Here is a 25105-nt window from a genome sequence, read left to right as displayed (position 1 = left end):
GGCATGGGACTTTGTCGGGGGTGTGAATCGCTCAACAATAGCCATCACGGACGTCGGCGATAAACCGCAAGGTGTCAGCCTTGCGTTCGGCAGAACAGTCAGCTCGATTCACCAGCGTCACACAGTGATCATAATCTTCAGCAACAAGAGTGCGTAGCACGCTAACGCAGAACAGGACTTCATCGTCGTAGTTGTCCTGCAGCGTTTGATACTGCGCCTTCAGTTCGGCAATGCGCGCCTGCAGTTGTTGGTAGGTTTGTTCGGTCTGGCTCATGGCGGGGCCTATCGTTACTTGTACTTGAGTGGCCCACTTAGCCTAATCCAGCGGCCAGCGAGGCGGGGCTTTTTGTTCGAATCGTTACGGGCATGGGCGCCGATCTGACTTACCCCTGCCCGTATGCCATCCCTCGGTGCGTGGAGTTGTTTACTCGCCTTTGAAGCCCGGTAATCCCTGAGCAACACGCCACGCCTTCACAATCTGCGTCACCCCCTCGGGGGAGTTATCTGCTCCGGGCTCCGGATAGTAGATCAAGTCTGACCCCGCTGGGTGCTCGCTTACCTTCTCAAAGTGCAACAAAAGCAAGTCTGCACGATCATCGTTTTCGGCCTCTTTGTCTTCCTTGGCGAGTTCTTCAAGCAGTTCGATGAACTCGGCCTCGGTGTACTCTGAGAAACTGTTTTTCAGTAGTTTGTCTGTCATGTCTGGCCTATTCGTTCCGATGAAGATCGATGTGGTTTCTCGGTGTGTTTATTCGCAGGTTATCCACGTCGTACACGCCGCCACCCTCCGATACTTTTTCGAGGTGGTGCAGCTCATACGACAACCTGCCTCCGACTCTGTCTGCTTTTCGTACGCGTGGCGCCCGACCTGTGCGCATACGCCCAACATTCTGTTCGATGAACTGGTCCGCCGCCGCCGATCCCGAGACAGCTTTCCAGAGTGCGGCCCTGAATGTGTCAAAGCTATTGAAATCACGTCCCCTCAGTGCGTCCGCCACGTCTTTTGGAATTGGAACTCCTACTCCAGAATTCGCCCCAATAAGCCAGATACCAGCCACATCTTCGCCTTGTCCTGTGACGGTGCCGGGGGTCTTGCGAACATTCATCACGATATACAGCGGCTGCACACCAGAGCCAGCCGGGAACACAAGGATGAAGTCCTTGTACTCAGGCGGATAGATCGGGTTGACGATGATGTTATCAGCCTGTTCGGTAGGCGGATAAATCCAAATCTGGGGGGCTTGGGGTGCCCCCTCTAACGGCGGGATTCCTGAGGTGCTGGACGGATCAACGGCGGGCGTCCATATCAGTGTTACGCCATCGCCAAAATCAGCCACTTGCTTGGCGTCTTGAACAACAAACTCCACTATAGGAATCATTTCCCATTCGCCGTGTTTCTGGGTGTTGTACCCGTATCCCTTCAAGGTGCCATCGGCTTGCTGCTCAATGTGCAGACGGACACGTGTTCGGGCTTGCTTGAGTGACTGGAGCTGTTCCTCTGTGTACAAGGAGCTGTCACCCAAGCTCGAAGACCACAGCAACATAGCCAATCCGCCTAGGGTTCCAGCCGCAGCAGCAACACCAGCAGTACCTACCCCGGCACCACCAGCAGCACCCGCACCGGTTGCAGCAGTCCCGGTGGCAACAGCAGCTCCAGCAGTGCAGAGCCCACCACAGGACGCGCTTGCAGCAGTGGCCGCCCCGCCTAGTAGGAGTGTTCCCAGTGCAGTCGGTAAGACGCTACCACCGATCTTTTTGAGGGGAATATTGCCGTCTGCGTCTGTTTCACGACCACCAAGAATGGCGAACTCGCCGTAACTCGCCACCTTCTCGACAGGAATAAACCCGGCTGGTTTCTTGTAATCGATAACGCCATCAGGAAGATCGCAGCTCTTAGCGAACACGCAGCCCACGGTGTTGGGCTTGGTGTCTTTCTTCGATGGGAGGTCTTTGTATTCCGCCCAACGCTGGGCATGGGTATCAACAGGTTCCACGCCGCTATTGCGGTAGCCCTTCGGCGGGTTTGGTACGTATCCGCTCATTGAGCTTCCTTTTCGTCCTTGGGAATCCCGGCCTGAGGCTGGGGCAGAATGACGTTACCGGGAAGCTCAAGCGCTGGCTGTAGGACTTATCCCAATAGCTGGCTCCGCTTTCCCTGTGTTCCATGTCACTACTGGGGGTGAATCTTAACCGCTCTAACACGAGTGTTTGAATGGTGGCATTTTGAGTCTACGTCAGCCTCGGTGCGGGTCATGGAGGAACACTCGCCCGACTTGGCCTTACGCGTGCACAACGAATTATTGACATCACCGACGCCGGTGACCAATGACTGATAGCGATCACTGCCTGCCAGGCGCAGGGCCGCCGGCTTCGTTACAAACCCTCGGCCAGTGCAGGTCAGACAGTCTTCTCGCGAACTGAAGCAATCAAGGCAGGCGGGGCAGGTGTGGAACATGGCCAGATCGAGAAGCGGGCGCATTCTTTCGAATAGGCGCAAGTCGCGGCATTCTTGGGCAACTTGGGCGGCGTCCACCAGTGCGCGATAGATATCCGGATCCTCGATTGGCTTATAGGTGAAACCTTGGACTGTTCGCCCGGTTTCGATGAGGTCGTACTGCTGCCCATCCAGCAGTGTCAAGGTAAGCCCGGTGATCCTCGCCGCTTTTCCAGATGAGTTGAACACCAGGTTCGCCCCGGCTGCATCGCGGTAAATTTTCCCATCGTATGAGGATCGTGCGCTGTCGGCCAGCGTGCTTGTGGCATAGAAAATTGACTGTCCAATGCAGCCGAATAGCTCGCCATTGCCACGCTGCAAAACGTCGTAGGCAGAAGCGCTGCAGTACCGGGCCGGCGCGGTCTGCAATTCCTCCACGGCATGCCAGTAGGCGGCGTTCGCCATATCGTTCATGTCGAACTGCTGGAGTTCATCGATCAACCCCTCGGCGGCCAAAGTCGCGCTCATGGCGTGAAGGGTCTGGCGGTGGGCCTCGGGGTTCTGCATTCGAAAGTCGTGGTCGTCGAGGGTCGAGCGCCACCGCTGAAGTCTCAGTGCTTTAGCCTGGTCGAAATTCATGAAAGCGAGTTCGCTGTACAGATACTGGTTTTATGTACAGTAATGTAGGCGTGACGATCAGGCGAGGGGGAGCCGACGAGCAGTCGCTGTAAGTCAATCCGGGTCGTCGAAGCCCTGGACCAGGCGGCGCCATCCCTAGGCATCGAAGCGGCTTACAAAACCCTTGAGACCGAGGTGATCGGCGAACTTGCCGACGGCCGTCAGGCTAGTCCAGGTGCGCAAAGGTTCACGCTTGGAGCGCACCGGCACTCAGCGCGCGCCGCTGCCACCGAGGCGGATCGACAGCCCCAAAGCCGGGCCTCCGTCGACCTTGGCCACCAGATATTCGCGCACCGGGTTCTGCTGCACAGGGCGCGCAGCACGTCTTCCTGAATTGCCTCGCCAATCACAGCGGCACCATGGGCAGGGTGCGCAGCAGCTCGGCCAGGTCCTGCCATGGGGGCAGGTCCGCCGACTGGACGCATCCGGGGCGATGGGCCACCGGGTCGTAGGCATTGCTCGGCCACTGTGGCGCGTGGCACTGCCGGCAGCGCGCCTCTTCCCCGCTCATCGCCCAGCGGCGATTCCAGCGGGCGATCAGCTCGTCCAGGACCAATGACGGATGAATGCCCGTGGCTAGCATGGAATCCATTTTGCTGCGGTCATCGGCGTTCATTGCTGATACCACTTCGGGTGCAGCATATTCAATTGCAGTTTCAATCGCTCCAAATTGCCGGCCGAAAAGGCGCCGCCGTAGTGCAGCCCTTGCGCTAACCGCCAGAGTTCCCACACCGCCGCGTTATCTGCTCGGTCGATGCGGGTGCACAGCGTGCTGATCAGCAGGCCCAGCACGGCGTCGTAACCCGGGATTGAGGTCAGGCGCTCGACCAGACGTCGGCCGATTGTTTCGGCGTCGGGCAGCAGATCGGCGGCCAAGTTGTCAGAGGTAGTCATGGGCGGTGTTCCTTTGCGAGTGAGGGGCGGTCACTGCGTAAAATCAGGACCTGGGGAACTGGTCGCCCAGTGTAAGGAGGAGTGTGAAACAGCGTCCAGGAAAAGGTCGCCACACTCTGAGTGGCGGTCTAGGCGCCGCGCACGTTGGTGGCGACCTCGTCTGATCCGCGCCGCTCTACCCAGTTGGTGAGTTCCAGGATGGCAGCCTCGAGGGCAAGTTGGTTTTCATTGATATTGCAGAGCAGGGAAGGGAGCAGGTTTGAATTGGGCGTCGCGAATCGTTCGTGGACAGTTCAGCCTAGCAGTAAATAATCGACGCAGCGATGGTATGGGCAGATGGCGTTGCCGAGACTCAAGGTCCGCAATCTATAGCAGTCATGCTCCAACTGCGCTGGGCACACCGATGCCGACGGTGCCAATATTCCTGAGAAGGGTGGTGCAGCGTGCTGGGGATGTGATCGCGCATGAGTAGCGAGACAAATTATTGGATTAAGTTAATGTTCATTTGTTCGCCTTGCTAGTCACAGCCTGATCAGCTCGTCCCTGAGTGGCTGGTGAGGCGAACTTTTTCGGAATGTCCATAGCACCTTTGGGCCTGGTCGATTGCTTCCTTGCTTTATGCAACGGTAGCGATAGCGACAGTAGATAGCCAAAAGGAAAGCCTAGAAATAGTGACGTAACGCGCGCCGGTTCCTCGGTAAAGCCCTCTGAATTCTGTCCACCGTGAGTGAATCCTGCGCTCTGCTTTTAAAGCACTCGCTTTGTTCGAAAATGAGAGTGCAATGACGCAATCGGAGAGCTGCGTCATAGTTTCAAGCTTCAGCGCTTTCACGATGCTAGCGTCAGGTAACCCCACTCGTGGGATCAGGATTACCCATCCTTTCGTTCTGCCTTTCGCAACAACTGTTGTGTTGGATAAGTCTCTCGTTGAGCCCGTGAATACTACTTTGCGGATGTCTGTGGAGTGGAGAAAGGGCGCGCCATGGACGCTGCTTATGTTCAGGTGAACTGACAGGCTCCCACGTACGATTGTTGCCTGGATAACGGCATCGCCATGTCTGATTTCTTGTTGAGAAGGACAGTGACGACCTGGAGATATTTGAACTACCGACGCCTGTACGCTTGCACCACTGAATGTACATCGACTCAGATCAGCAATTTTTTGGAATTGATAATCTGATTCTAACGTCTGGCGGGCAACTTGGTCCGTTTCCGAATAAAGAAGAGATTCCGGAGCAATGATGATTGCACCTAACTTCGGTTGGAATAGTTCAAAGCTTCTCAGTAAATGGGCCATTGCGATGCTTCCCTTCATCGACTTGCCAGCAAAAACAATATCCACCGCTTTCTTGTTTCCATGGCTGAACGGTGGGTTCAGGACCAGCAAGTCGACACAGCTGCGTTTCGGCAGCACTTCAACCGTGTCGTTATGGAGCAAGTCTCCTACAGACAAGAACCAGTCGGGTCTTCTCAGGCGAAGGTGCGAAATCGCGTCCTCGTCGCGGTCTATTCCAATGGATCGGACAGACCCGAATACGGCATTCGCCGCATCTAATAATCTGCCTGACCCACAAGTCGAGTCCGCGCAGGTGATGGGGGAAAAAGGTAGATTCGCCCGCTCTAGAGCGCTTATAGCAACCCTTTCCGGCGTGTAATACCTATCCATATCAATAGGCATGGAAATCCTCAAAATCGTAAATATGCACGACCCCAATGCCAGAGGTACGTCCACTTTTCTTTACTGGGTAGTCGAACATTACCTCCGTCGTATCGGCGTATTTTATGGCAAATAAAATAGAGCCGATTGCGTGCGGCTTGGTACCCACGAGGGCCAAGTATATATAGTGGTCTGGGTAATCTCTACGAATCTTGTTCAAAGCGTTGAATGCCTCGAAAGGACAGCTTGCGCGAGCGTATCTGACTTCAGAGTGCGCGCGGTACTCGTCCAAAAACATTCGATTGCAGCCGACCGTGAAGGCAGGGTATTCAAGCTGAAAGCCTGGTGCTCCCACAACTGGGATTACTTTTGGTGTGGGATCTAGCGTGGACGCAAGATGTTCGGGTCGATTACCTTCAAAGCCCAGCATTGCAATGAATAAGCATTTTTCCTCGTCATCTGGCCCTGAAAGCTGCACGAAACCGGGCAACGGTGCTAATCCTTCAAACGTGACGCTTAAGTCGAAAGCGGCGGACGACGCAGGGCTAGGGTGGGGGGTATATGATTCGGGTTCAGCATACAAAACTCTGGTCCGAACCTTCTTTTCGTAAGCACATTTCAACAATGGAGCCCAGATGTTGTGCGTCAACCCGGTTACATCTATAAGCACATCCTCTGAAATAAAGAGCTTTGCTATCGCGTCTTCGTCTCTGAGAGATACTGTATTTTCGGTGCCGTCGTGGATAACTGTAATACTTTCTTTGTCTACGATCTTGATCCACATCACCCGCTTAGGGTCGGAGGTATAGATATCCTCCCACAGCGGCAGCCTTCCTCTGTTTTCCGCGGAATCTGCAGCCGATATGATGATTTCTTCCGGTTTGATATCAGCAACGGTGATATTTTTGAATCGTTTAGTATTCAGCGATGGGGGCGGCATTGTGATCATGTTGAAGTCCCACCATCATAAAAAGCAGAAAACAAGGCCAGTTGTTCGGGTAGCTCTTCCTCTGTAGTCTGTGGTCTATCATCCAAAAGCGTTGATATTGCCCGAGAAGGTCGATCCTCTATGACGCTAATCAAGGTGGAAGCATCAATCGTCATTCGTCTTTTCTTACGATGCGATATTTCAAAAAATGCACTGAAAATTCGATGGAGACGATATTCATCATCACGTAACTCAGCATTGCTTGTAGATTTAGTTCTTGGATCTGATTCAAAAGCTAAGTGCCCGACACCTTCCTGAAGAAGTTCATGAATTCGAGATGCTCCCGCTTGGCTTCCCGATAGCACAAATGATGTGACTTCAGGAGTTTTTCCGCTAGGTGCGCGCGCGAGTTCAAAAAAAACTTTGCCGATCGCGAGGACAATCCGCTTCAATTGCACTCCGTGATCTGCAAGCCCTTCAAGTTGATTAAGTCGTCGCTTCCCAACTTCTCTAGCTGCAAGTGTTTGAGATTTTGGAGATAAGGTTAGAAGCTGCTGCTTCGGCGTTTCCTCATTAAGTTGGTAGTCGATAGCAGTATCAATTAATTCAAGAAAATATCTAATGTTGCCTGCGGCTAAAGAAAGGAGAGTTCTTTCCCCACAATAGAATTTCCTGATTCTTGCTCCTTTACGACCTTTAGATAGCCAAAAAAGGCTCGCATAACCATGATTTCCAAGTCTGGTTTTCCACTCCGTTTCATTGTTGTACCAGTCGTGCGCAAGTTCGGTCAACGACCCTCCCTCGCTTTCTTGCCAGTATTTTAAGAAGTAGAGTTCGCCTTTGTGTTTCTCTTTAAAAAATTCAATGTTTTCAATTCCATTCAGCTCGGCAAGTATCGCATCAGCAACACGATCAGCGCCTAGAACCACAGCCTCTTCGGTCAGCGATAGCTCTTGCAAAAACTCACGGAGATTTCCTGAGACTGGCGCTCCTACGCTTTGGGCAAATCTCAATCTTAGCTCTGCAACAGCCTTTGCGAATAGTTCAAACCCCTCATCGGCGATTTCAATCTCAAGACAGTCATCGGGCACTCTAAGTACATCTTGGCCATCCAGTGTTTGCCTATTTCTAAGTCCGTTTTTTCGAACGCCAACTTTATACGATAGAGGTGGTTCAGCGTGTTTGATATAAGTATTAAGTATTGCCTGTTGATAATTTAACAGGTTTTCGTATTCATCAATGCAGCAGAATATAACCCTGTCACCCAGGAGACCCTGAGTTCTTAACACTTCAGCAAAAGTGCGAAGGGGGGCCTCAGCCATAGAAAGGGTGATGCCCATATCTTTAAGTGGGTTGTTGACTTGCAACTGAAGCGAGGAAATTGCTTTCTTTATGGTGCTTTTTAGCTTGTCAAGCGTTTCGCACTCTTCTATACCTAACTCGTTGGATACTGAGCTTAAGTTCTCTGCAGAAAGCTTTATGCCCATACGAAGTTCTAGCCACGATGCAAGGGTAACTATCTCGCTGCAAGCTATTAAATTAAAATAGTGCGCAAAAAGCTTTGACCAGCGCTCCTCGTCGATACCGCTTCCTGTAAAAGCTCGAACACGATTTTTGTTCATTCGAACGAGAATGCCGAGATAGTCTTGATCGGCAAACGATAGGCCTTCGCCCTCCATTCTCTCTAGCATCGAGTCGTAACGTAACGACTGAAGTGCAGTAGTCTTACCTGTTCCGCGACCGCCGATGAGAAAGCATGGCCGCATGACTTGCAGCTTCCCGAGGTAAGTAGGCGTCACAAACAAGTCTTTAAAGTTGGCGGACGGCCACTCAGCCCTGTTATCACCAAACAGCTGTCGCAAGACAGCATTCGCATTAGACTCGCTCAATTAATGGCTCCCAGTTATTGTTGCCTGGCGACCAAAAAATTGGTAGCGTCGCGTCAGGTATCGAGTGTTCAAAACCAAACATAAGTCCTCGCTCTTTATATCCAAACATTAGCCAGTTCTGGTTGTTAGCTATGTACTGTTCAGTGGGTGTCAATCTCGACGCGTACTTTGATAGCAACCTTAAAATTGGCGATCTCATGCTTGGTGTAGAATCGATGACACCTTGTAATGTTGATTTTTGTTCAATCACATGAGTGGCACAGACCGCGACCATCGGGGCTTTAATATTGATATTTTCCAAACCAAAATCAGTTGTCACCAACGTTACGTATAGTGGGGTAAACCCCGCAACGATGCTTGCATGTTCGAATGATCTTCCCGTTTTATCGGTTGCTTTCCACGTGGATAAGAATTGGTCACCAGAGCCCACGAAATCATCGATGAAAACGACGGTTTTTCCTTTGTAGGCGTGCTGCAGCGCTGCTTCTGTATCCAGAATAAAACTGTCGTTGAGGTGTAGTAGTTGGCGAGCCTTGCGGCAGAGGAGATAGCCGGAGTCGGTAGGGTTTGGATGTTCCCCTTTCACGGGAGTAAGGATTGCGGAGTTTAAGCTTGCGATCAGATGAGAGCCTGTTGGCGCTGATGGGCCTTTGGGCATGCCATCTCCGATCGAATTATACGAGGCCACCAACAACGCGTCAGTTAATGGTCGGTTGTAGTACGTAAATTTGTCTAAGAGAAAAGCGGCTACGTGTGCATCTTGCACCTCAAAATTGGCCAGCCAAGCACGAGGCCGCAGAATAGGCTCAGAGGGCCATAGTCCGGCACGCTTGAGAATGTCGCATTTGGCTAAGGTCTCTTGGACTTGGGTATCCGCACGCAAAGGTGATCTCCATTTCTCCTCGCTGCAGTTCGAGATGCATGGTTAGCGATTCTGGCGACTGCATCTCTGTCCAGAAGCGGAAAGTAATAATTGTAGGTCTGGGGGGATGGTGGTGGCGGTACTGTTCAATTTGCCCTAATTTGAGGCTAGCAAAACGCCACGCGGCCGTCCATCGGGTTCTGGGAGGCTACCCCCGTTTTCAATGACGGCATTATGCATGCACTCTCGATGAAAAGCGTTGGAGATCATAGAGGTTCCCGGGGTGACCCTGAATCGCGGTCACCGCACAGGCGCGCCTTGCTGCATTTCTAGCTAAGCTGTATCCCTGAGCCGGGCCAGACCCTGTCTGATATGGCCGGCGTTTTCGCCAATCGTTTGCAGCGCTCCCCGGAAATTTTTCGCCCGCCTCAGTTAAACCCTGTTGTTCAACCTGAAGCGTCAGCTCCATCACTGCCGCCTCCAGAGCTAACTGATTGTGGTAGATCCTCTCTAGCACATCCGACAGCGAATAATCACCTGACATGAATCGACTCCTTTCGAGAAAACCCAAGCATAGCAGCGACAGTGCCCGTAACAGGCACCACAACGAAGTCGCTTAAAATTTGCTACAGGCGGGAATGACAGCTGTCAGATTACAAATGGTCAGCGCATGTGCGGATCACTGGTATCAAATGGCAGATACGTATGTATGCGCTAAAGAGACGCGGATAATTAATTTGTACGGACAACAATTTAGAGAAGTGATCGGATAACGCTGGTACAAAACTGGTACGAGGAAAATCGTTGTCGGCTGCAGGCTGCGTAGATAAAGGGGGTTATCAGTAGTAGGTCCAATCCATCATCGGGGCGACGGAGAAGCGGCGGGAGAGCGGGGCGGGTGTGGCGGTGATTGGGGGCATTGGCGGTTCTGAGATGGGTGGGGCTGGGAGGTGGGGAGTTTATCAGGATTGGGGTTACAGGGCTCAGGCGAGCTTTTCTGCGATTGTTCTGTGTTGGTCTCGGTGCCCATGAGCGGAGGGGCGTCCGGGTGGGCGCCCCTTTGTGACGTCAGGACGGTTCAGCATCCATACGTCGCGCAACGACATCCAGCACATCGCATCCATCACGCAAAGGTATGCAGCAAAGCAATGCGAAGTCACTGAGTATTACCGAGTCCGTGGTGATGTCGCCGCGCATCGCGAGGTTTTCCAGGATCTGCGTTACCGCACCAATTCGGTAGCGTGCGGTGCTAAGCAGTGAATGCAGCGGTTGCGTGGTATTCACATATAGTGAGGGAAGATCGTCGGCGTTGCTGGTTAAAGCCATGTATTCGTTCATAAGTGAAGCTCCATTAACTTAAGGGATCTATCACTCCAATTGCATCGGGTCGCCAAACCCGACACGCCGTTTTGGCGCTGGATGGACTATAGGCTTCGTGACAATAGCGCAGCAATGGACATGAGCCCGGACAATTCCCAGAGTCGTGTAGGTCGTTGCTCTTTTGACAGTTTGTCTGGGGAACTCCCTTTTTTGCCTCAAGCAATCAGCACCTGAACCAATGCTGTCGCCCAGCAAAGTTTCATAATTCCCGGCGGGCTTGCGGCGTAGGATGACTACCTAAGGTCACCGCGCTTCCAGCCCACAGGAAACTGAAAAATGATCTCGAACCTCTTCAAAGTCGCTCTGATCGCCGGTGCATTGCTGTTGAGCGCCTGTTCGGGTGCAAGCACCCATAGCGAATATTCGGAAGCCACCCTGCCGTCTGCCGGTTTTGGTCCGGGGCCTACCAACAACCCCAATAAGATGAATTTCCATGGCAGTGCGCTCGGCAACAGCTTCGGCGAGTACAGTTCGGGGTTGTTGCACGACGATTAACGGCGGAAGTGTTTCCGCCGTTTTGCGTTTTGCCTGATGTGCCGTGTGCTTTGGGTTGGCGACTGCTGCGCAGTCGGACGCAGGCTTCGCCAGCTGCTACAGGGATTGTGTGTGGGTGCTATTTGGGCTCGGGTGTCGCTATCCACTGGCCCAATACTTTTTGGTAGTTGCCTGTGACTTTGGCCAGGTGCAGCCACTGATCGACGTACAACTTCCAAGTCATGTCATCACGTGGCAGCAAGTAAGCCTTCTCGCCATACTGCATGAATTGCTTCGGGTTCACCGCGCACAGACCGGGTTTGAGTTTCTGCTGATACAGCGCTTCCGAAGCATCGGTGATCATCACGTCAGCCTTCTTGTCCAGCAGTTCCTGGAAGATGGTCACGTTGTCGTGAAGGCGTAATTGCGCCTTGGGTAGAAAGGCGTGAACAAAGGCCTCGTTGGTGCCGCCGGCCGGTTCGACCAAACGAACCGAAGGCTGGTTGATTTGCTCGACGGTCTGGTACAGCGCCTGATCTTCGCAGCGCACCAGCGGGATTTTGCCGTCGACGTCCAGCGTGGTGCTGAAGAAAGCTTTTTTCTGGCGTTCCAGCGTGACCGAGATGCCGCCGACGCCGATGTCGCATTTGCCCGCGAGCATGTCGGGCATCAGGGTTTTCCAGGTGGTCTGCACCCACTCGACCTTGATGCCGAGGCTGTCGGCCAGCGAGCGGGCCATGGCGATGTCGATGCCCGAGTATTCGCCGTCTTCGGCTTTGACGGTGTAGGGTTTGTAGTCGCCTGTTGTGCACACGCGCAGTTGGCCTTGTTGGATGACGCTGTCCAAATGCGATTGTTCTGCCTGAGCGGCAAACGATAGAGCGAGCAGACCACCGAGCATCATTGTGCTTTTTAGGTTGTTCATTGTTATCCGGCTTCCATGATGGAGTGGGGGCTGAGAGTACTTACTTTCTGCTGCACCGCTCAACATCATCCTGGGTTTTCAAATCGGTCTCGATTCCCAATCGGTATTTGCAGTAGTCGATAATCCACGCGCGTTGCTCTTGCGTCAGGCGTTCCACTTTTCGAGTGTCGCCGTCATTGGCGTGGATGTTGTAGAACTCGATTTGCAGGGTTGGGTGTTTCTTGATGAAGGGGATTGTTTCGACGTCGCCGTCTTCAACGGCGTTGTAGTAACCAAGATTCAGCACGCCCAATAAGATCAGCGCGGTAACAGCGATCAGTTTTTTCATCCTTGAAACTCAGCGGGGGAATGGATAACACCGACGCTCATAAATACTCCCGAATTTCCTTCCAGACGTATCCGTAGCTGTAGCGCAGCCAAGCGATTTTCACTTTTGCGAAGGTGCGACGAACCGGACTCGACGCTCGTGCGCTCAATGTGTTTTCGATTTCACTCAGTAGCCAGTCATCCTTGAAACCCGTCCAGATGGGTGGAACGGTCGCTTCCAGGTTCCAGAAACAGACCGGTGCGACTTCTGTGTAAAGGATGTCTTTTGCGGCTTTTAAGTCGTATGGCCGAATTTGCTCGGCGATGTAAGCGTAGTCGACGGGGTTGTCTACGAACGCCTCAGCCAGTGCTATCCGGATGCTCGCTTTCTGTTCCGGGGTCAGAGTGGCGGTGATGGACATGCCTGTTCCTTCAGGGGGGTCGTTGGGGTGGTTTTACCACAGAGCGACCGATTACAGGCGTGCGCCATAACCCGAAGCCGCCCAGGAGCCCGCCCGCGGCCAGCCCCTTCACGAAGGTGCGTCTTGATGTGTTGGAGTGCATGCCGTTTTCCCGGTCCGTCAGCGTGGAGAGAGCTTGACGACGAGGCTAACGGGCGGTGCCTTTCAGCAGGTTGAGGCGGGGATTACAGTTTTGACAGTTTCATGCCGTATTTATTGGCGTGTATCGGGCGTTAATGCTGCGGCTACAGTGCCGCCACCGCAATTGATATACGAAGACGACTTCAACCAGCGTTGATCCGGATAGTAAGAAAACAACAACTGCCCATCTTTCATCGAATCAATCAACTTATGCGCAATCGCCGGCCGCACAGCCGGACAACCCAGGCTTCTACCAATCCGGCCATTCGCTCGGGCAAGAACCGGACTGACATAAGGCGCCCCGTGAATAACGATCGCCCGCTCAAATGCGTTGTCATTGAAACCCGGCTCCAGACCTTCCATGCGCAAGGAATAACCGTTCTGGCCGACATAGCTCGACTGGGTGCGGTACAAACCTAGGCTGGTGGCAAAGCTTTCATTCTGGTTGGAGAACTTGACCGCCATGTTCTCGCCGCTGTTGCGACCATGGGCAACCAGTTCGTGGAACAGTAATTTACGTTTCTTCAGATCGAACACCCACAACCGTTGTTCGGTCGAAGGCAGTGAATAGTCGATGACAGCAAGTCTTTGGACAGGTGCTTTACCTTGGGCCGAGCTGCATTGGGTAGCGCGTACGGCCAGCCCGATGACTTTGGCGTTGGCGCCTGGTGCTGCTTTGAGCAGCGCGGCTTCAAGCGAATCGGCGTAGGCTGCCGGTACCGAAACTAACGTCAGCAGCAAGGCCGTGAATAGGAAACCAAAGCGGTCTGGCGCCATATGTAAGTCTCACATTAATGTTTCGAGTCTAGCAGTGTGCAGGATGCTAGCCGTTGAATACGGGGCGATTAAGGATTATCCATGGGGCAGTTAACAAGGTTATTCGTCATAAGCCGCATCTTTTTTATGGGCTTTCTGATCAGCGGCGCAGCGATTGCAGAAACTTCGCCGATTGAGGCGGTATCTGCCGTCATCAGCAGAACTGGCGCAGCACCTGACGATTACGTCGCTCAAACGATTCAGGCGGCACTTGAGCCATTGAGTTCAGCGTTTCCACCCTTGCTCACTTCCCGTGGCCATCAACGGGTGGACCCGAGTCGCGTGGTCATGGATTTTTACATGCATCGGAGTTATCGCTCGGCCTGGGCGAACGACAGCGATGTCATTCAGTTATTGAAAAGCCTGAGCGAGACCCAGGCCGATGGGTTGGACCCTGCGGACTTTCATATCGATGAGTTGGCGAAGGCCCGAGCGTCGATGCAGGCAGCAGAGCCGACGGTGGCGCAACGAGCGGCGTTCGATATCGCGGCCACCCGGACCTTTATCACGGCGCTGCTACAATTGCGGCGCGGCAAGGTTGACCCTTCGCGTCTGGACATCCATTGGAATTTCGACCCTGTCGGCGCCGATCCTCGTGGAGACATGAATAACTTGTTCGCCGCGCTCGATGCTCATGACGTGGCGCGCGCTTTCGCCGAAGCGCCACCACAGGAGGCGGTTTACCGCAGCCTGCGCGTGGGCCTGGCGCAACTGCGCAAGGTTCGGGGTGCGGGTGGCTGGCCGAAGATTGCCGAAGGCCAATCGCTCAAGCCTGGCATGGATGACGCCGCGGTCGCGCAGTTGCGAGCACGTTTGGTGGTGGGTGGCTATCTGGCCCCATCAAAGAAGCAACGCACTGATTACGACGACAGCGTCGCCGCGGCGGTGAAAAAGTATCAGACCGAGCAATACCTCGGGGCGGATGGCGTGGCAGGGGCCGCGACACTGGCTGCGTTGAATGTGCCCGTAGAGGCACGGATAGACCAGGTTCGGGTGAACATGGAGCGCGCGCGTTGGTTGCTGTACAAACTTCAGGGCACTTTTGTCATCGTTGATATTGCGGGTTACAAAGTGGCGCTTTATCGCGACGGTAAGGCGATATGGCGTTCCCGGGTTCAAGTCGGCAAGCCGTTTCGCAGTACGCCAGTGTTTCAAGCCGAGATTACTTATGTAACGTTCAACCCCACCTGGACCGTGCCACCGACGATCCTCGTCCAAGACATGCTGCCGAAGATTCAACGAGATCCCGGCTACCTTGCCGCTAACCGTATAAGAGCCCTTGATCGAGAGGGCAATGTGCTCGATCCGTCGACCGTCGACTGGGATAACCCGCGTGGTATCACGCTGCGACAGGATGCCGGGCCGGATAATTCGCTGGGGCAGGTGGTCATTCGGTTTCCCAATGACTATTCGATTTATCTCCACGACACGCCGCATCGCGAGTTGTTTGCGCAATCACGCCGTGCCACCAGTTCAGGCTGCATACGAGTGGAGAACCCGCTGCAGTTGGTTGAGCTGCTGTTCAACGACCCTGTTCGTTGGAACAGTGCCGGAATACAGGCTCAGCTGGCTAACGGCAAGACCGAAAACATCAGACTGCCCATCAAGGTGCCGGTGCTGTTGGCTTACTGGACGGTGGACCTGAGTAACGATGGTCGAGTGATGTTTAAACCCGATGTGTACGGGTACGATTCCGCGGTACTGCGGGGGTTGAATCTGCCTTCGGAACTGCCCGTTCTGGATGTGCGACGAGCAGGAACTTCCGCTGTCGCGACGGGGCAAAACCAGCAGTAGCCATGAAGGAATTGGGACTTGTCACCCGTATGGAAAGGGCAGGTCATCGATGCGCCAACGATGCAAGCGCTCTGCGTCAACCTTTGCGCTCTGTCGCAGATTCCGGCGTTGGCGAAGCCAAAAGGTTGGCTCACCCGTTGATAACTATCACAATGCAAAATAGTCACCGATCATCGATGTAAAGGGATAGGGAATTGAAGATGGATGTTGCGCAAAGAAAACCGTCACTCCTCACAGGTATGCTTGATGTGCATGACCTCGATGAGTGCCGCAACATTCAAAAAGGAGCTGTGTTTATCATTGCCTCGGGGGCGTCCGCTAAAGATTTTCCGCTGGAAAAGTTTGCCGACATTCCGATGATTACGATGAATGGCGCCATCTCCATGTTCTCCGGGACAGGTACCAAGCCATTCTTTTATGCCTGTACAGATCAAGGCTTTTCCCGACAGCAACCCGAACTGTTTTCAGAGGCGATGCGCATCAGTCAGCGGGTTGCACTGTGGCAAGAGCACATCTGGCATACGACGGTAGCGCCTGAGGGCGAACTGTATTTACTCGGCCGAGCACCCAAGCTCTCCTGGACGGACCTGGTTTTCAGGGCCGATAAAGAACTGGTCAGAAGTCGCAAGCTCGGAAACGGCCGCAATAGAACCCTTGGTTTCAGCAAGAACCTTAAACGCGGTTTTTTTGATGCCCGTACGGTGGCTTATCTGGCGTTGCAGATTGCCTATCACGTGGGCTTTACCAAGGTGTTTTTGGTAGGCGTCGACTTGAATCAGTCTGTGAGCCGTTTTTACGAAGAGGCAGGCACGTTCGCCTCGCCATGCCTGCTCGATCAGCATTTTTATACGAGAATCCTGCCGTCGTTCGAGATCTTGTCGAAGTACGTCGTGGATGATGATTTTCAGGTCTACAACTTGTCCAGTTCCTCAAGGATTCCGGGTGAACTTATTCCCCGAGTGACGCTGGATGAGATCGACAAGATGATCTAAGGGTTGGTCGGGCTTTATTGAAATGGGCGCCCTCGGGGCGCCCATTTGTGTGTGTGTGATTTATCGACCGTCAACCGTTCGGCAATTGCGTCGGATCTGCAAATAAGCGTCGCCTAAGCTTTGATTTATCCGGACATTCTTCCGGTACTTACAAGGAAGGTGTGGCATGACTTTATTAAAGTTCGGCGCGTCGATCCTGATGGTCTGTCTGGCAGGCTGCGCAACCAGCAATAGTTATGAGCCTCCACCGGTTCCGGCATCTGCGATGACGCTAGACGATGGGCAAATTCATAGCACGTTAGTGGGTAAGAAGTTTTATGGAACCACCCGGCAGGGCGGTCACCCCTACTCGATCAGGTTTTTAGCCGATGGTATCGATGTGTTCGAGATGGCGCCTGACGCGCCGGAGAAAGAACGGTGGACTCTCAAAGACGGTGTTGTTTGCGTCATACCTAACAAGTACCCAACCGAATGCAGCCAAGTGAAGGTCGCCAATAATGAGTATTGGTTCGTCGACCCAAAGAACGGGAGAGTCAACGCACATCTGAAGCTCACGCCTTGATGGTGATTCTCGTGAAGGAATGGGCGTTCGTGGTACGCCCATTCTTTGTGATCATGCCTGGCCCAGTTCCTCGCGCAAAAACTCCCGATTCGGAGGCCGCCATCACCGCTCGCACGGAATTGGCGGCGTGCTTTCAATTGGCGGCGCTGCACGGTTTGGAAGAGGGCATCTGCAACCACTTTTCCGCCATGGTGCCGGGTCGGGATGACCTGTTTTTCGTGAACTCCTACGGCTACGCGTTCGAAGAAGTCACCGCTGACAACCTGCTGGTGCGATTTTCAGGGCAACGTCGTGGTGGACGAAGACTACAACGGTCTGGCGCTCGACGAGTCTGAAGGCGACCGGATTGCCAGCGTCATGGGCGATGCCGACATTCTGTTTTTGAAGAACCACGGGGTGATCGTCGCCGATGCGGCGACTCGCCAAAGGACATTTGCCCCATCCCCCCCCGTAGACTAAGCTCACAAAAAATAAGGGTTTTGGGGTGTTGCCCATGCCTTACCCTTACAGGACGCGCTTTTGCCTATCCCTCTTCACGATCTGCACAACGCCACCGGCGTCACGTTGAAACGGCTACCTCTGCGCAAAGCAGCGGTGCTGTTTATTGCGGTCGTGTGCCTGAGCCTGTGCGGTTTGCTTTACCTGCAACTGGAGCAGTCGCGCCGGCATGACTTGGCATTGGCGCAAGTGGCGTCATCAAACCTGACGCGGGCCATGGCGCAGCAGGCCGAAGACACCTTCATGCAAGCCGATCTGGTACTGACCAGTCTGGCGGACTGGATTCAGGCTGACGGTTTCGGCGCGCCCCAAAAGGCACGCTTGCAGAAAACGTTCGCCCGGCGGGTGCAGGCGCTGAATCAATTGCACGGGATATTTCTGTTCGACCAAAAGGGGCAGTGGATCGTTAGCTCCTTCGAAGACCTGCCACGCGGCCCGGGTGTGGCGGATCGCGAGTACTTCAAGTTTCATCAGCAGAACGTCTCCTCCCAGGCGCACATCGGGCCGGCGATTCGCAGTCGAAAAAATGGCGAGTGGATCATCCCGATATCCAAACGGGTGAACGACAAGAATGGCAACTTCCAGGGCGTCTTGTTGGCCGGTATCAAGATGGCGTACTTCGATCAGTTCTTCAAAAGCTTCAGCATTGATGACAACGGTTCGATGTTTTTGGGGCTGACCGACGGAACGTTGCTGGCGCGACGGCCGTTTGTGGAGTCGCAGATTGGTACGTCCCTGGCCAAGAGCGAGATCTTCGAGAAATTTCTGCCCAACGCGCCTTCCGGTAACGCGATGTTCAGCTCGCTGGTCGATGGTGTTGTGCGGTTGTATGGCTACCGTCAGCTCGACACTTATCCGCTGGTCGTGTCTGCCGCCTCGTCCAGGGATTCGATTCTCAAGGATTGGAACGACACGGCGTTTCGCTCCACGGTCATCGTTGCCCTGGTGGTGCTAGGCGTGGGGTTGTTTGGTTGGGTGTTCCTTTATCAGGTGCGTGTCGGCGAACAGGTCGAGGCGGATTTGCGCAAGGCAAAGGAAGCGCTGAAGCTGATCGCGACCCACGACAGCCTGACCGGCCTGGCCAATCGCCGGCTGTTCGAGGGAGCGCTGGACATCGAGTTCGGCCGAGGTGCCCGGCAGTCGAGTTCGCTGAGCCTGATCATGCTCGATATCGATTACTTCAAACGCTACAACGACGCTTACGGCCACGTGGCAGGGGACCATTGCCTGGCTGAAGTGGCGCGGGCGGTGAAGGGGTGCTGCCATCGAAAAGCCGATTTGGCCGTGCGGTACGGCGGTGAGGAATTTGCGGTATTGCTGCCCGACACCGACATTCACGGCGCGATGGTGATTGCCGAACAGATCCGCCGCAGCGTCATGGACAAGAACATCATCCACAGCGGTTCACCCACGGGCATCGTGACGGTCAGTCTAGGCTGTTATTCGTTTGTACCGACGGGGCGGGACAGCATGGAAGTGTTCATCGAGCGTGCGGACGCGGCGTTGTATCAAGCCAAGCATTCGGGGCGAAACCGCTCGGCGGTGCTGTCGATGGAGGGCGGTGTCGAGGCACTGCTGCGTTCGGATCGTTGAGGTGTCTCTCGATGTTGTTTCACCCGCGCAACACCCCGGCCAGCCGGCTGTCTGCCTGTCAGATCCCCTTCAATTGATCGTCTAGAGTTGCGGTAACGCTGCCGATCCCGGCAGGTCTCCCCACCGCACGGATGATCGTCAGAATGTTGATTACTCAAGCATTGACAGCCGTTGCTCTAACCGTTGCAGCCTGCGCCATCTTTCCGCTCACGAGCCACGCTCAATCGAAAGTCACAGCCGAAGAAGCACACGCCATCGGCGTGGATGCCTACCTTTATTTTTACCCGCTGTTGACCATGGACATCACCCGCAAGCAATTCACCAACATCGAACCGGGCAAGGAATTCGGTAAAGGTCCGATGAATACCTTTGTCAGCGTGCCGCAGTATCCACCTGCCGATTTCAAAGGGGTGGTGCGCTCGAACTTCGACACCTTGTATTCCATTGCCTGGCTGGATTTGACCGAAGAACCGCTGGTGATTGCAGCGCCCGATACGGCCGGGCGTTTCTACTTGCTGCCGATGCTCGACATGTGGACCGATGTATTCGCCTCACCGGGCTGGCGCACCACGGGCACCCAAGCGGGGCAGTTTCTGGTGACACCGCCGGGCTGGACCGGGACGGTGCCTGCCGGACTGAACCATCTGCCGGCGCCTACGCCCTTTGTCTGGGTCATTGGCCGCACCAAGACCGACGGCGCTGCGGACTACGCGGTGGTGCACAAGATTCAGGCCGGCTACACCGTGACACCGCTGTCCCGGCTGGGCAAAAGCCCTGAGCCGGTCAGCGTGAACGTCGACCCGGCCGTGGATATGAAGACCCCGCCGAAGATCCAGGTCGACACAATGTCGGCAGCCAACTACTTCGCCTACGCCGCCGAACTGCTCAAAGTGCACCCAGCGCACATCACCGATCAACCGATCCTGGGGCAGATGAAGCGTATCGGTATCGAACCCGGAAAATCCTTCGACATGGATGCGTTGGAACCTGAAATCAAAGAAGCACTTCAGACCGTGCCCGAGGACGCGCAGACGCTGATGACGTGGAAGGTTCCAACCCTCGCTCGTGTGGTCAACGGCTGGTCGATGAACACCGACACCATGGGCGTCTACGGCAACTACTAGCTCAAGCGCGCGATCGTCACGCAACTCAGGCTCGGCGCCAACTTGCCCGAGGATGCGATTTATCCGCTGAACATCGGCGATGTCGAAGGCAAGCCACTCGATGGAACGAACAAGTACGTGCTGCATTTCGACAAGGGTGAAACGCCGCCGGTAAACGCTTTCTGGTCGATCACCTTGTACGACCCCGAGGGTTTCCAGGTCGGCAATGCGCTCAACCGCTTTGCACTCAGTAGCTGGATGCCGTTCAAGACTAACGCCGACGGTTCGCTGGACATCTACTTCCAGCACGAAAACCCCGGCAAGGACCTTGAAGCCAATTGGCTGTCGGCACCGAAGGGCGGGTTCAATCTGACCATGCGTTTGTATGGGCCCAAGCCCGAGGTTTTGAACGGCAAGTGGAACCCGCCACCGGTCAAGCCAGCCTAGTCCCGCGTTTCAGGCCAAAAAGCAGCCGACGATCATCGGCTGCTTTTACGCGTCCAACTGCCCGTCCCGCCGCCGGCACCGCCCGTTCCACCGCCCGCCGCGCCCGTGCCACCCCCCGCGCCAGAGCCGCTGTTCCCGGCATTGCCACCATTTCCGTCACCCGACGAGCCCGATCCGCTATTCCCGCCGTTAGCGTTTTGGTCGCTCGAGGGTTGGCCAGGGTTATTGTTGGACGCCATTGTCGAGCCGCCGATTGAACCCGATTGGGTACCGGTCGCATCAGCGCCATCGCCTGAAGCTGAAAAAATGCCGACGGACATGGCGGACAGCACTCCAGCCAGCAACAGCGAAGTCATTTTGATGCTCATCATGGTGCGTCTCCAAAGATGAGTCGTTACCTGATGTTGGTGTGAAGGGCAGGGCGCTTGCGTCCGTCCGGCATGATCCGTTCGTGGCGCACGATGCCTTCCAGTATGTCCATCAGCAGGCATTCCCGGCATCAAAAGGTACGCGGGCGATCCGTGCAATTACAGGGCAGCGGCCGTCGATTGGCAATGGTTGTGTAATCGGTTCTTCATTAGCGGCAATGACTTGCGTTATCCAGGCGCCAAGGCCGAGCATGGCTGCTATGTTCAGTAAGCGTTCGGCGAGTGCCCTGGTAAAAAAGCATTGCGAGCGTCGCATCCCGATCAGGCAATCGATTGACAGGATCAAGTGCATGGATATGAACGCTGTTACCACTGTCGCCGCTCCCCGTCATACGCCGATAACCCGCAACCTGGTGTTTGTCATCGGCTTGCTGTTTGTCCTGGGTGTGCTGATCGCCCTGTTGGCCTTGTTCAACATTGCCGGGAGGCTGGACGCCCAGGACCTGGCCAAGACCACTTTCTACACCCAGCGTGCGCTGGAAAACCGCATCACCGCCTCGAAAAACTACATCGCCAGTTATGCAAACTGGACGACCGCCTACGACCATTTGAACGGCAAGGTCGATGTGCAATGGGCCTACGTTGAGCAGAACCTGGGCAAAACCTTGTTCAGCATCGATCACTACGATGGCGTCTTTGTGGTCGATCATCAGCAAACCAAATACGCAGTGGTGCGCGGGCTTCAGGTGCAGGAGGCGGCGACCACCTATCTTTCGGCATCGATGGCGACGCTGATACAGGCAGTCCAGAGTCAGGAAAGCCTCATTGAACCCGTCAGCCGGTTCACGCTGTTCGAGGGCAAACCGGCATTGCTGACGGCTGCCGCGATCGTCCCCAATGACGAAAGGCCGGCGGCCGATCCTCAAAGCACCTCGGTGATGGTGTTCGTCGACCAGTTAAGCCCTGACAAGCTCAGCGCCTTGAGCGCCGATTACGGTTTGCATGATTTGAACCTAGCGTCTGATACCGCCATCTCGCCCGGCAGGCCAGCCGTGGCACTGGCGGACACCGGCTACAGCCTGGTTTCCCGACTTGAGCAACCGGGTCACCAGTTACTCTGGTCGCTGCTGCCGCCATTGGGCGGCGCGCTGTTGGTCTTGGCGTTGTTGACCGCTTATTTTTTCCGGTATGTCTTACGCACGTCCGGGCACGTGGATGCCAGCTACACCAGCCTCGATTTATCGAACCAGGCGCTGGAGGCCAGTGAAGAACGTTTTCGTGCAGTGGCTGAGGCCGCTTCCGACTGGATCTGGGAAATCGACGACAAGCATTGCCTCTCTTATCTGTCAGGACGTTTCGCCACCGTCACCGGTTATTCCGATCAGCAATGGATCGGGCAGGACATCGGGCAACTGCTCAATTGCGATACGCTGCCCTTGTCGCTGTGGCTGCATAAGCTCAATGAAGAACAGCCCGTCAGCCATTTGCGCTGCTCCTATCGCGATCAGTCGGGGCAGCAGCGTATTTGCCGGGTTTCGGCACGGCCGATCCATCGCAAGGGCGCGGTGCTGGGCTATCGCGGGACGGCCAGCGATATCACCGATGAAGTCGCTGCCCATGCCCAGATCCAGCATCTGTCGTTGCACGATGCCCTGACGGGGCTGCCGAATCGCAACAAACTGGCGCGTTTCCTCGACGAGGCCCTGGCGCAGAAAGGGCATTCGGCGGCGCTGGCGCTGTTGATGATCGATCTGGATAACTTCAAGCCGATCAACGACTCCCTTGGGCACCCGGCTGGCGACGCCGTGCTGCTGGAAGTGGCCACCCGATTGCGCGAGTGCACGCGGGACATCGATCTGGTCGCCCGGCTCGGTGGTGATGAGTTTGTGCTGGTGCTCAACGGCATGGACAGCCACGCCGAAATCGACCGGTTCTGCGAGCGTTTGCTCGAGAGCCTGCAGCAGCCGATTCATTACGAGCATCACACGTTGCACATCGGCGCGAGCATCGGTGTCGCCTTGAGTCGGCGTCAGGGTCACATCCCCAATGAGCTGATCCGGTGTGCCGACATTGCGCTGTATCAGGCTAAATCCAACGGTAAGAAGACCTGGTGCTACTTTGCGCCGCACATGAACGATCAGATCCAGCACCGCCGACAATTGGAAAACGACTTGCGCCGGGCGATCAAGAACAACGAGTTCGTGATGCATTACCAGCCGCGCTACAACATGGGCGGCAAGCAGGTGGTCTCGGTGGAAGCGTTGCTGCGCTGGCAGCATCCGGAACAGGGGCTGTTGAGCCCCGACGAGTTTATCCCTTTGGCCGAGCAGACTGACCTGATCGTGCCTTTGGGGCGCTGGGTGTTGCGCGAAGCCTGTGAAACGGCCCTGACCTGGCCCGGTGCGTTGATGGTGTCGGTCAATTTGTCGCCTGTGCAATTTGCCCGCAGCGATGTGGTGGAGGACGTCAGGGAGGCATTGATCCAGACCCGTTTACCGGCCAGTCGGCTGGAGCTGGAGATCACCGAAAACGTGATGCTCATCGATGTGGATGGCGCGTTGGCGACCATGAATGCGCTCAAGGAACTGGGTGTGCGGTTGAACATGGACGACTTCGGTACCGGCTATTCGTCCCTGGGTTACTTGCGCACGTACCCGTTCGACGGGATCAAGATCGACAAGCGTTTCATCTCGTCCATGAGCGGCGGCGGCAATGATCGCGCCGTGGTGCAGGCGATCATCAACCTGGGCAAAGCCATGGGCTTGACCGTGACGGCAGAAGGCGTCGAGACCCTGGAGCAACTGGACTTCCTGGTCTCGGACCAGTGCAATGAAGTGCAGGGTTTCTACTTGAGTCGGCCTATGGAGAAACAGGCCTTGCTACCGTTGCTCAAGGCATCGCATGACGAGTTTCCAGTGTAGGGGCGTGCCTTTAGTCGCCTGACTCGCTCGTAGAGGCAACTGCCGGGGCGCCCCCCCGGTCACAACTGGATATCGACCCTGCGTTGCGAGCGTTGGAACATGAAGAACCTGAAAATCGCGACATTCAACGTCAACGGCATGCGCGCCCGACTACCCAACTTGCTGGTCTGGCTTGAGCGAGAGCAGCCAGACATCGCTTGTTTGCAGGAACTCAAGTCGATTGACAGTGCATTCCCGGCAGCCGAGCTTGAGGCCGCTGGCTACGGCGCGATCTGGCAAGGTCAGTCTTCGTGGAACGGGGTGGCGATTCTGGCGCGGGATGCGCAGCCGCTGGAGAGTCGTCGAGGCCTGCCGGGTGATGACAGCGACACCCACAGCCGGTATCTGGAGGCCGCCGTGCACGGGATTCTGGTGGGCTGCCTGTACCTGCCCAATGGCAACCCGCAGCCGGGGCCGAAGTTCGATTACAAGCTGGCGTGGTTCGAACGGCTGATCCACTACGCGCAGACGCTTCAGGCCAGTGATCATCCCGTGGTCCTGGCCGGTGACTACAACGTGGTGCCCACCGACCTCGACATCTACAACCCGCGATCCTGGCTGAAGGATGCGTTGCTGCAACCTGAAAGCCGCGAGTGTTATCAGCGCCTGCTGGCCCAGGGCTGGACCGATTCCTTGCGCCATCTGTATCCAGAGGATCGGCTCTATACCTTTTGGGATTATTTTCGCCAGCACTGGCAAAAGAACTCCGGGCTGCGCATTGATCATCTGTTGCTTAACCCGGCGCTGAGCCCTTATCTGCACGAGGCCGGAGTCGATGCCTGGGTTCGCAACGAGCCGCATGCGAGTGATCATGCGCCGACGTGGATTCGGTTGAGTTCGCGCAAGCGGCGTTGATCTTTACGTGTGCGCCGATTGGCTAAATCAATTGTCAGTTGAACCGCTTTTTCCCTTATACATGGCGCCCATCGGCGGAGAAATCCGC

Annotated in this window: 24 protein-coding genes and 4 pseudogenes; 9 read left to right on the top strand and 19 right to left on the bottom strand. The window is 55.2% G+C overall.

Translation table 11 applies throughout. The annotated features are described in order from the left end of the window. Positions 1–31 precede the first annotated feature (31 nt). From ACMXYH_RS21665 to ACMXYH_RS21610, 12 genes and pseudogenes are all read right to left on the bottom strand, one after another. Entirely contained in the window at positions 32–274 is a 243-nt protein-coding gene (locus tag ACMXYH_RS21665; protein WP_415764882.1) for a hypothetical protein, read from the bottom strand. Between the two features lie 150 nt (positions 275–424). Next, positions 425–700: a bacteriocin immunity protein gene (locus ACMXYH_RS21660; RefSeq protein ID WP_415764881.1), complete on the bottom strand. Its 276-nt coding sequence runs from the start codon at positions 698–700 to the stop codon at positions 425–427. 7 nt (positions 701–707) lie between these two features. Then, positions 708–2042, bottom strand: a complete 1335-nt coding sequence (locus ACMXYH_RS21655) for an S-type pyocin domain-containing protein (RefSeq protein ID WP_415764880.1) — start codon at positions 2040–2042, stop codon at positions 708–710. A 128-nt stretch (positions 2043–2170) separates the two neighbouring features. After that, on the bottom strand, positions 2171–3073 hold the full coding sequence (locus ACMXYH_RS21650; RefSeq protein WP_415764879.1) for a hypothetical protein: 903 nt from the start codon (positions 3071–3073) through the stop codon (positions 2171–2173). Positions 3074–3458: 385 nt separating this feature from the next. Then, on the bottom strand, positions 3459–3704 hold the full coding sequence (locus ACMXYH_RS21645; RefSeq protein ID WP_415764878.1) for a hypothetical protein: 246 nt from the start codon (positions 3702–3704) through the stop codon (positions 3459–3461). Positions 3705–3724: 20 nt separating this feature from the next. After that, positions 3725–4006 carry a hypothetical protein gene (locus ACMXYH_RS21640; protein ID WP_415764877.1) on the bottom strand — a complete coding sequence of 94 codons (282 nt, stop codon included), beginning with the start codon at positions 4004–4006 and terminating at the stop codon, positions 3725–3727. Positions 4007–4622: 616 nt separating this feature from the next. Beyond that, a complete protein-coding gene (locus ACMXYH_RS21635; protein WP_415764876.1) occupies positions 4623–5684 on the bottom strand; it encodes a hypothetical protein in 1062 nt (353 codons plus the stop codon). Then, entirely contained in the window at positions 5674–6612 is a 939-nt protein-coding gene (locus ACMXYH_RS21630) for a hypothetical protein (RefSeq protein WP_415764875.1), read from the bottom strand. The genes ACMXYH_RS21635 and ACMXYH_RS21630 overlap by 11 nt, the downstream gene beginning before the upstream one ends. Further along, positions 6609–8480, bottom strand: a complete 1872-nt coding sequence (locus tag ACMXYH_RS21625; RefSeq protein WP_415764874.1) for an ORC-CDC6 family AAA ATPase — start codon at positions 8478–8480, stop codon at positions 6609–6611. Before ACMXYH_RS21625 ends, ACMXYH_RS21630 begins: the two co-directional genes overlap by 4 nt. Further along, positions 8467–9363 carry a phosphoribosyltransferase-like protein gene (locus ACMXYH_RS21620; RefSeq protein WP_415764873.1) on the bottom strand — a complete coding sequence of 299 codons (897 nt, stop codon included), beginning with the start codon at positions 9361–9363 and terminating at the stop codon, positions 8467–8469. Before ACMXYH_RS21620 ends, ACMXYH_RS21625 begins: the two co-directional genes overlap by 14 nt. Before the next feature lie 312 nt (positions 9364–9675). Further along, positions 9676–9886 (bottom strand): annotated as a pseudogene (locus ACMXYH_RS21615) (hypothetical protein). 524 nt (positions 9887–10410) lie between these two features. Then, complete coding sequence (locus ACMXYH_RS21610) at positions 10411–10680, bottom strand: short-chain dehydrogenase (RefSeq protein ID WP_415764872.1); 270 nt, start codon at positions 10678–10680, stop codon at positions 10411–10413. A gap of 318 nt (positions 10681–10998) precedes the next feature. Between ACMXYH_RS21610 and ACMXYH_RS21605 the strand changes: the two genes are divergently transcribed. Next, complete coding sequence (locus ACMXYH_RS21605; RefSeq protein ID WP_033061890.1) at positions 10999–11217, top strand: hypothetical protein; 219 nt, start codon at positions 10999–11001, stop codon at positions 11215–11217. A gap of 118 nt (positions 11218–11335) precedes the next feature. On the opposite strand, the gene ACMXYH_RS21600 is transcribed toward ACMXYH_RS21605, so the two are convergent. The 5 genes and pseudogenes from ACMXYH_RS21600 to ACMXYH_RS21580 all read right to left on the bottom strand — a co-directional run bounded on the left by ACMXYH_RS21600 (position 11336) and on the right by ACMXYH_RS21580 (position 13806). After that, complete coding sequence (locus tag ACMXYH_RS21600) at positions 11336–12121, bottom strand: transporter substrate-binding domain-containing protein (protein WP_415764871.1); 786 nt, start codon at positions 12119–12121, stop codon at positions 11336–11338. Positions 12122–12161: 40 nt separating this feature from the next. After that, positions 12162–12449, bottom strand: coding sequence for a hypothetical protein (locus ACMXYH_RS21595; protein ID WP_134421726.1), 288 nt, complete (start codon positions 12447–12449; stop codon positions 12162–12164). A gap of 37 nt (positions 12450–12486) precedes the next feature. Continuing rightward, complete coding sequence (locus ACMXYH_RS21590; RefSeq protein WP_129442961.1) at positions 12487–12849, bottom strand: DUF7079 family protein; 363 nt, start codon at positions 12847–12849, stop codon at positions 12487–12489. Between the two features lie 55 nt (positions 12850–12904). Further along, a pseudogene (locus ACMXYH_RS21585) lies at positions 12905–12991 on the bottom strand (twin-arginine translocation signal domain-containing protein); the annotation flags it as partial. Positions 12992–13101: 110 nt separating this feature from the next. Beyond that, the gene (locus ACMXYH_RS21580; RefSeq protein ID WP_415764870.1) at positions 13102–13806 is read right to left on the bottom strand and encodes a murein L,D-transpeptidase catalytic domain family protein; all 705 of its coding nucleotides are present in this window, start codon (positions 13804–13806) and stop codon (positions 13102–13104) included. An 81-nt stretch (positions 13807–13887) separates the two neighbouring features. Here ACMXYH_RS21580 and ACMXYH_RS21575 point away from each other — a divergent pair, with 81 nt between their 5' ends. The 6 genes and pseudogenes from ACMXYH_RS21575 to ACMXYH_RS21550 all read left to right on the top strand — a co-directional run bounded on the left by ACMXYH_RS21575 (position 13888) and on the right by ACMXYH_RS21550 (position 20834). After that, the gene (locus ACMXYH_RS21575; RefSeq protein ID WP_129442965.1) at positions 13888–15639 is read left to right on the top strand and encodes a L,D-transpeptidase family protein; all 1752 of its coding nucleotides are present in this window, start codon (positions 13888–13890) and stop codon (positions 15637–15639) included. A 200-nt stretch (positions 15640–15839) separates the two neighbouring features. Further along, on the top strand, positions 15840–16631 hold the full coding sequence (locus tag ACMXYH_RS21570; protein ID WP_256657575.1) for a lipopolysaccharide biosynthesis protein: 792 nt from the start codon (positions 15840–15842) through the stop codon (positions 16629–16631). A 166-nt stretch (positions 16632–16797) separates the two neighbouring features. Next, the gene (locus ACMXYH_RS21565; RefSeq protein ID WP_415764869.1) at positions 16798–17193 is read left to right on the top strand and encodes a hypothetical protein; all 396 of its coding nucleotides are present in this window, start codon (positions 16798–16800) and stop codon (positions 17191–17193) included. A 53-nt stretch (positions 17194–17246) separates the two neighbouring features. Then, positions 17247–17601, top strand: a pseudogene (locus ACMXYH_RS21560) (class II aldolase/adducin family protein); the annotation flags it as partial. A 111-nt stretch (positions 17602–17712) separates the two neighbouring features. Further along, positions 17713–19284 (top strand): sensor domain-containing diguanylate cyclase, encoded by a 1572-nt coding sequence (locus ACMXYH_RS21555; RefSeq protein WP_415764868.1) that lies wholly within the window; start codon positions 17713–17715, stop codon positions 19282–19284. 143 nt (positions 19285–19427) lie between these two features. After that, positions 19428–20834, top strand: a pseudogene (locus ACMXYH_RS21550) (DUF1254 domain-containing protein). 32 nt (positions 20835–20866) lie between these two features. Here ACMXYH_RS21550 and ACMXYH_RS21545 read toward each other — a convergent pair. Next, complete coding sequence (locus ACMXYH_RS21545) at positions 20867–21205, bottom strand: hypothetical protein (protein ID WP_415764867.1); 339 nt, start codon at positions 21203–21205, stop codon at positions 20867–20869. Between the two features lie 109 nt (positions 21206–21314). After that, on the bottom strand, positions 21315–21554 hold the full coding sequence (locus tag ACMXYH_RS21540; protein ID WP_415764866.1) for a hypothetical protein: 240 nt from the start codon (positions 21552–21554) through the stop codon (positions 21315–21317). Here ACMXYH_RS21540 and ACMXYH_RS21535 point away from each other — a divergent pair. Both ACMXYH_RS21535 and ACMXYH_RS21530 read left to right on the top strand, forming a co-directional pair. Further along, on the top strand, positions 21553–24123 hold the full coding sequence (locus ACMXYH_RS21535; RefSeq protein WP_415764864.1) for a bifunctional diguanylate cyclase/phosphodiesterase: 2571 nt from the start codon (positions 21553–21555) through the stop codon (positions 24121–24123). The two genes, ACMXYH_RS21540 and ACMXYH_RS21535, sit on opposite strands and share 2 nt — an antisense overlap. A gap of 99 nt (positions 24124–24222) precedes the next feature. After that, on the top strand, positions 24223–25017 hold the full coding sequence (locus tag ACMXYH_RS21530; protein ID WP_415764863.1) for an exodeoxyribonuclease III: 795 nt from the start codon (positions 24223–24225) through the stop codon (positions 25015–25017). Positions 25018–25105 lie beyond the last annotated feature (88 nt).

Source organism: Pseudomonas frigoris (assembly GCF_047758635.1).
Taxonomy (GTDB): Bacteria; Pseudomonadota; Gammaproteobacteria; order Pseudomonadales; family Pseudomonadaceae; genus Aquipseudomonas; species Aquipseudomonas frigoris.
This window is presented reverse-complemented; position numbering and strand designations above follow the sequence as displayed.

What these genes read in the sequence shown, in the direction of transcription:
- ACMXYH_RS21565 (WP_415764869.1), top strand. Translation starts at nt 16,798, where the DNA reads ATGACTTTATTAAAGTTCGGCGCGTCGATCCTGATGGTCTGTCTGGCA.
- ACMXYH_RS21590 (WP_129442961.1), bottom strand. Translation starts at nt 12,849, where the DNA reads ATGTCCATCACCGCCACTCTGACCCCGGAACAGAAAGCGAGCATCCGG.
- ACMXYH_RS21575 (WP_129442965.1), top strand. Translation starts at nt 13,888, where the DNA reads ATGGGGCAGTTAACAAGGTTATTCGTCATAAGCCGCATCTTTTTTATG.
- ACMXYH_RS21545 (WP_415764867.1), bottom strand. Translation starts at nt 21,205, where the DNA reads ATGATGAGCATCAAAATGACTTCGCTGTTGCTGGCTGGAGTGCTGTCC.
- ACMXYH_RS21650 (WP_415764879.1), bottom strand. Translation starts at nt 3,073, where the DNA reads ATGAATTTCGACCAGGCTAAAGCACTGAGACTTCAGCGGTGGCGCTCG.
- ACMXYH_RS21540 (WP_415764866.1), bottom strand. Translation starts at nt 21,554, where the DNA reads ATGCACTTGATCCTGTCAATCGATTGCCTGATCGGGATGCGACGCTCG.
- ACMXYH_RS21605 (WP_033061890.1), top strand. Translation starts at nt 10,999, where the DNA reads ATGATCTCGAACCTCTTCAAAGTCGCTCTGATCGCCGGTGCATTGCTG.
- ACMXYH_RS21655 (WP_415764880.1), bottom strand. Translation starts at nt 2,042, where the DNA reads ATGAGCGGATACGTACCAAACCCGCCGAAGGGCTACCGCAATAGCGGC.
- ACMXYH_RS21635 (WP_415764876.1), bottom strand. Translation starts at nt 5,684, where the DNA reads ATGCCTATTGATATGGATAGGTATTACACGCCGGAAAGGGTTGCTATA.
- ACMXYH_RS21610 (WP_415764872.1), bottom strand. Translation starts at nt 10,680, where the DNA reads ATGAACGAATACATGGCTTTAACCAGCAACGCCGACGATCTTCCCTCA.
- ACMXYH_RS21580 (WP_415764870.1), bottom strand. Translation starts at nt 13,806, where the DNA reads ATGGCGCCAGACCGCTTTGGTTTCCTATTCACGGCCTTGCTGCTGACG.
- ACMXYH_RS21570 (WP_256657575.1), top strand. Translation starts at nt 15,840, where the DNA reads ATGGATGTTGCGCAAAGAAAACCGTCACTCCTCACAGGTATGCTTGAT.
- ACMXYH_RS21660 (WP_415764881.1), bottom strand. Translation starts at nt 700, where the DNA reads ATGACAGACAAACTACTGAAAAACAGTTTCTCAGAGTACACCGAGGCC.
- ACMXYH_RS21535 (WP_415764864.1), top strand. Translation starts at nt 21,553, where the DNA reads ATGGATATGAACGCTGTTACCACTGTCGCCGCTCCCCGTCATACGCCG.
- ACMXYH_RS21645 (WP_415764878.1), bottom strand. Translation starts at nt 3,704, where the DNA reads ATGGATTCCATGCTAGCCACGGGCATTCATCCGTCATTGGTCCTGGAC.
- ACMXYH_RS21630 (WP_415764875.1), bottom strand. Translation starts at nt 6,612, where the DNA reads ATGATCACAATGCCGCCCCCATCGCTGAATACTAAACGATTCAAAAAT.
- ACMXYH_RS21640 (WP_415764877.1), bottom strand. Translation starts at nt 4,006, where the DNA reads ATGACTACCTCTGACAACTTGGCCGCCGATCTGCTGCCCGACGCCGAA.
- ACMXYH_RS21600 (WP_415764871.1), bottom strand. Translation starts at nt 12,121, where the DNA reads ATGAACAACCTAAAAAGCACAATGATGCTCGGTGGTCTGCTCGCTCTA.
- ACMXYH_RS21665 (WP_415764882.1), bottom strand. Translation starts at nt 274, where the DNA reads ATGAGCCAGACCGAACAAACCTACCAACAACTGCAGGCGCGCATTGCC.
- ACMXYH_RS21530 (WP_415764863.1), top strand. Translation starts at nt 24,223, where the DNA reads ATGAAGAACCTGAAAATCGCGACATTCAACGTCAACGGCATGCGCGCC.
- ACMXYH_RS21595 (WP_134421726.1), bottom strand. Translation starts at nt 12,449, where the DNA reads ATGAAAAAACTGATCGCTGTTACCGCGCTGATCTTATTGGGCGTGCTG.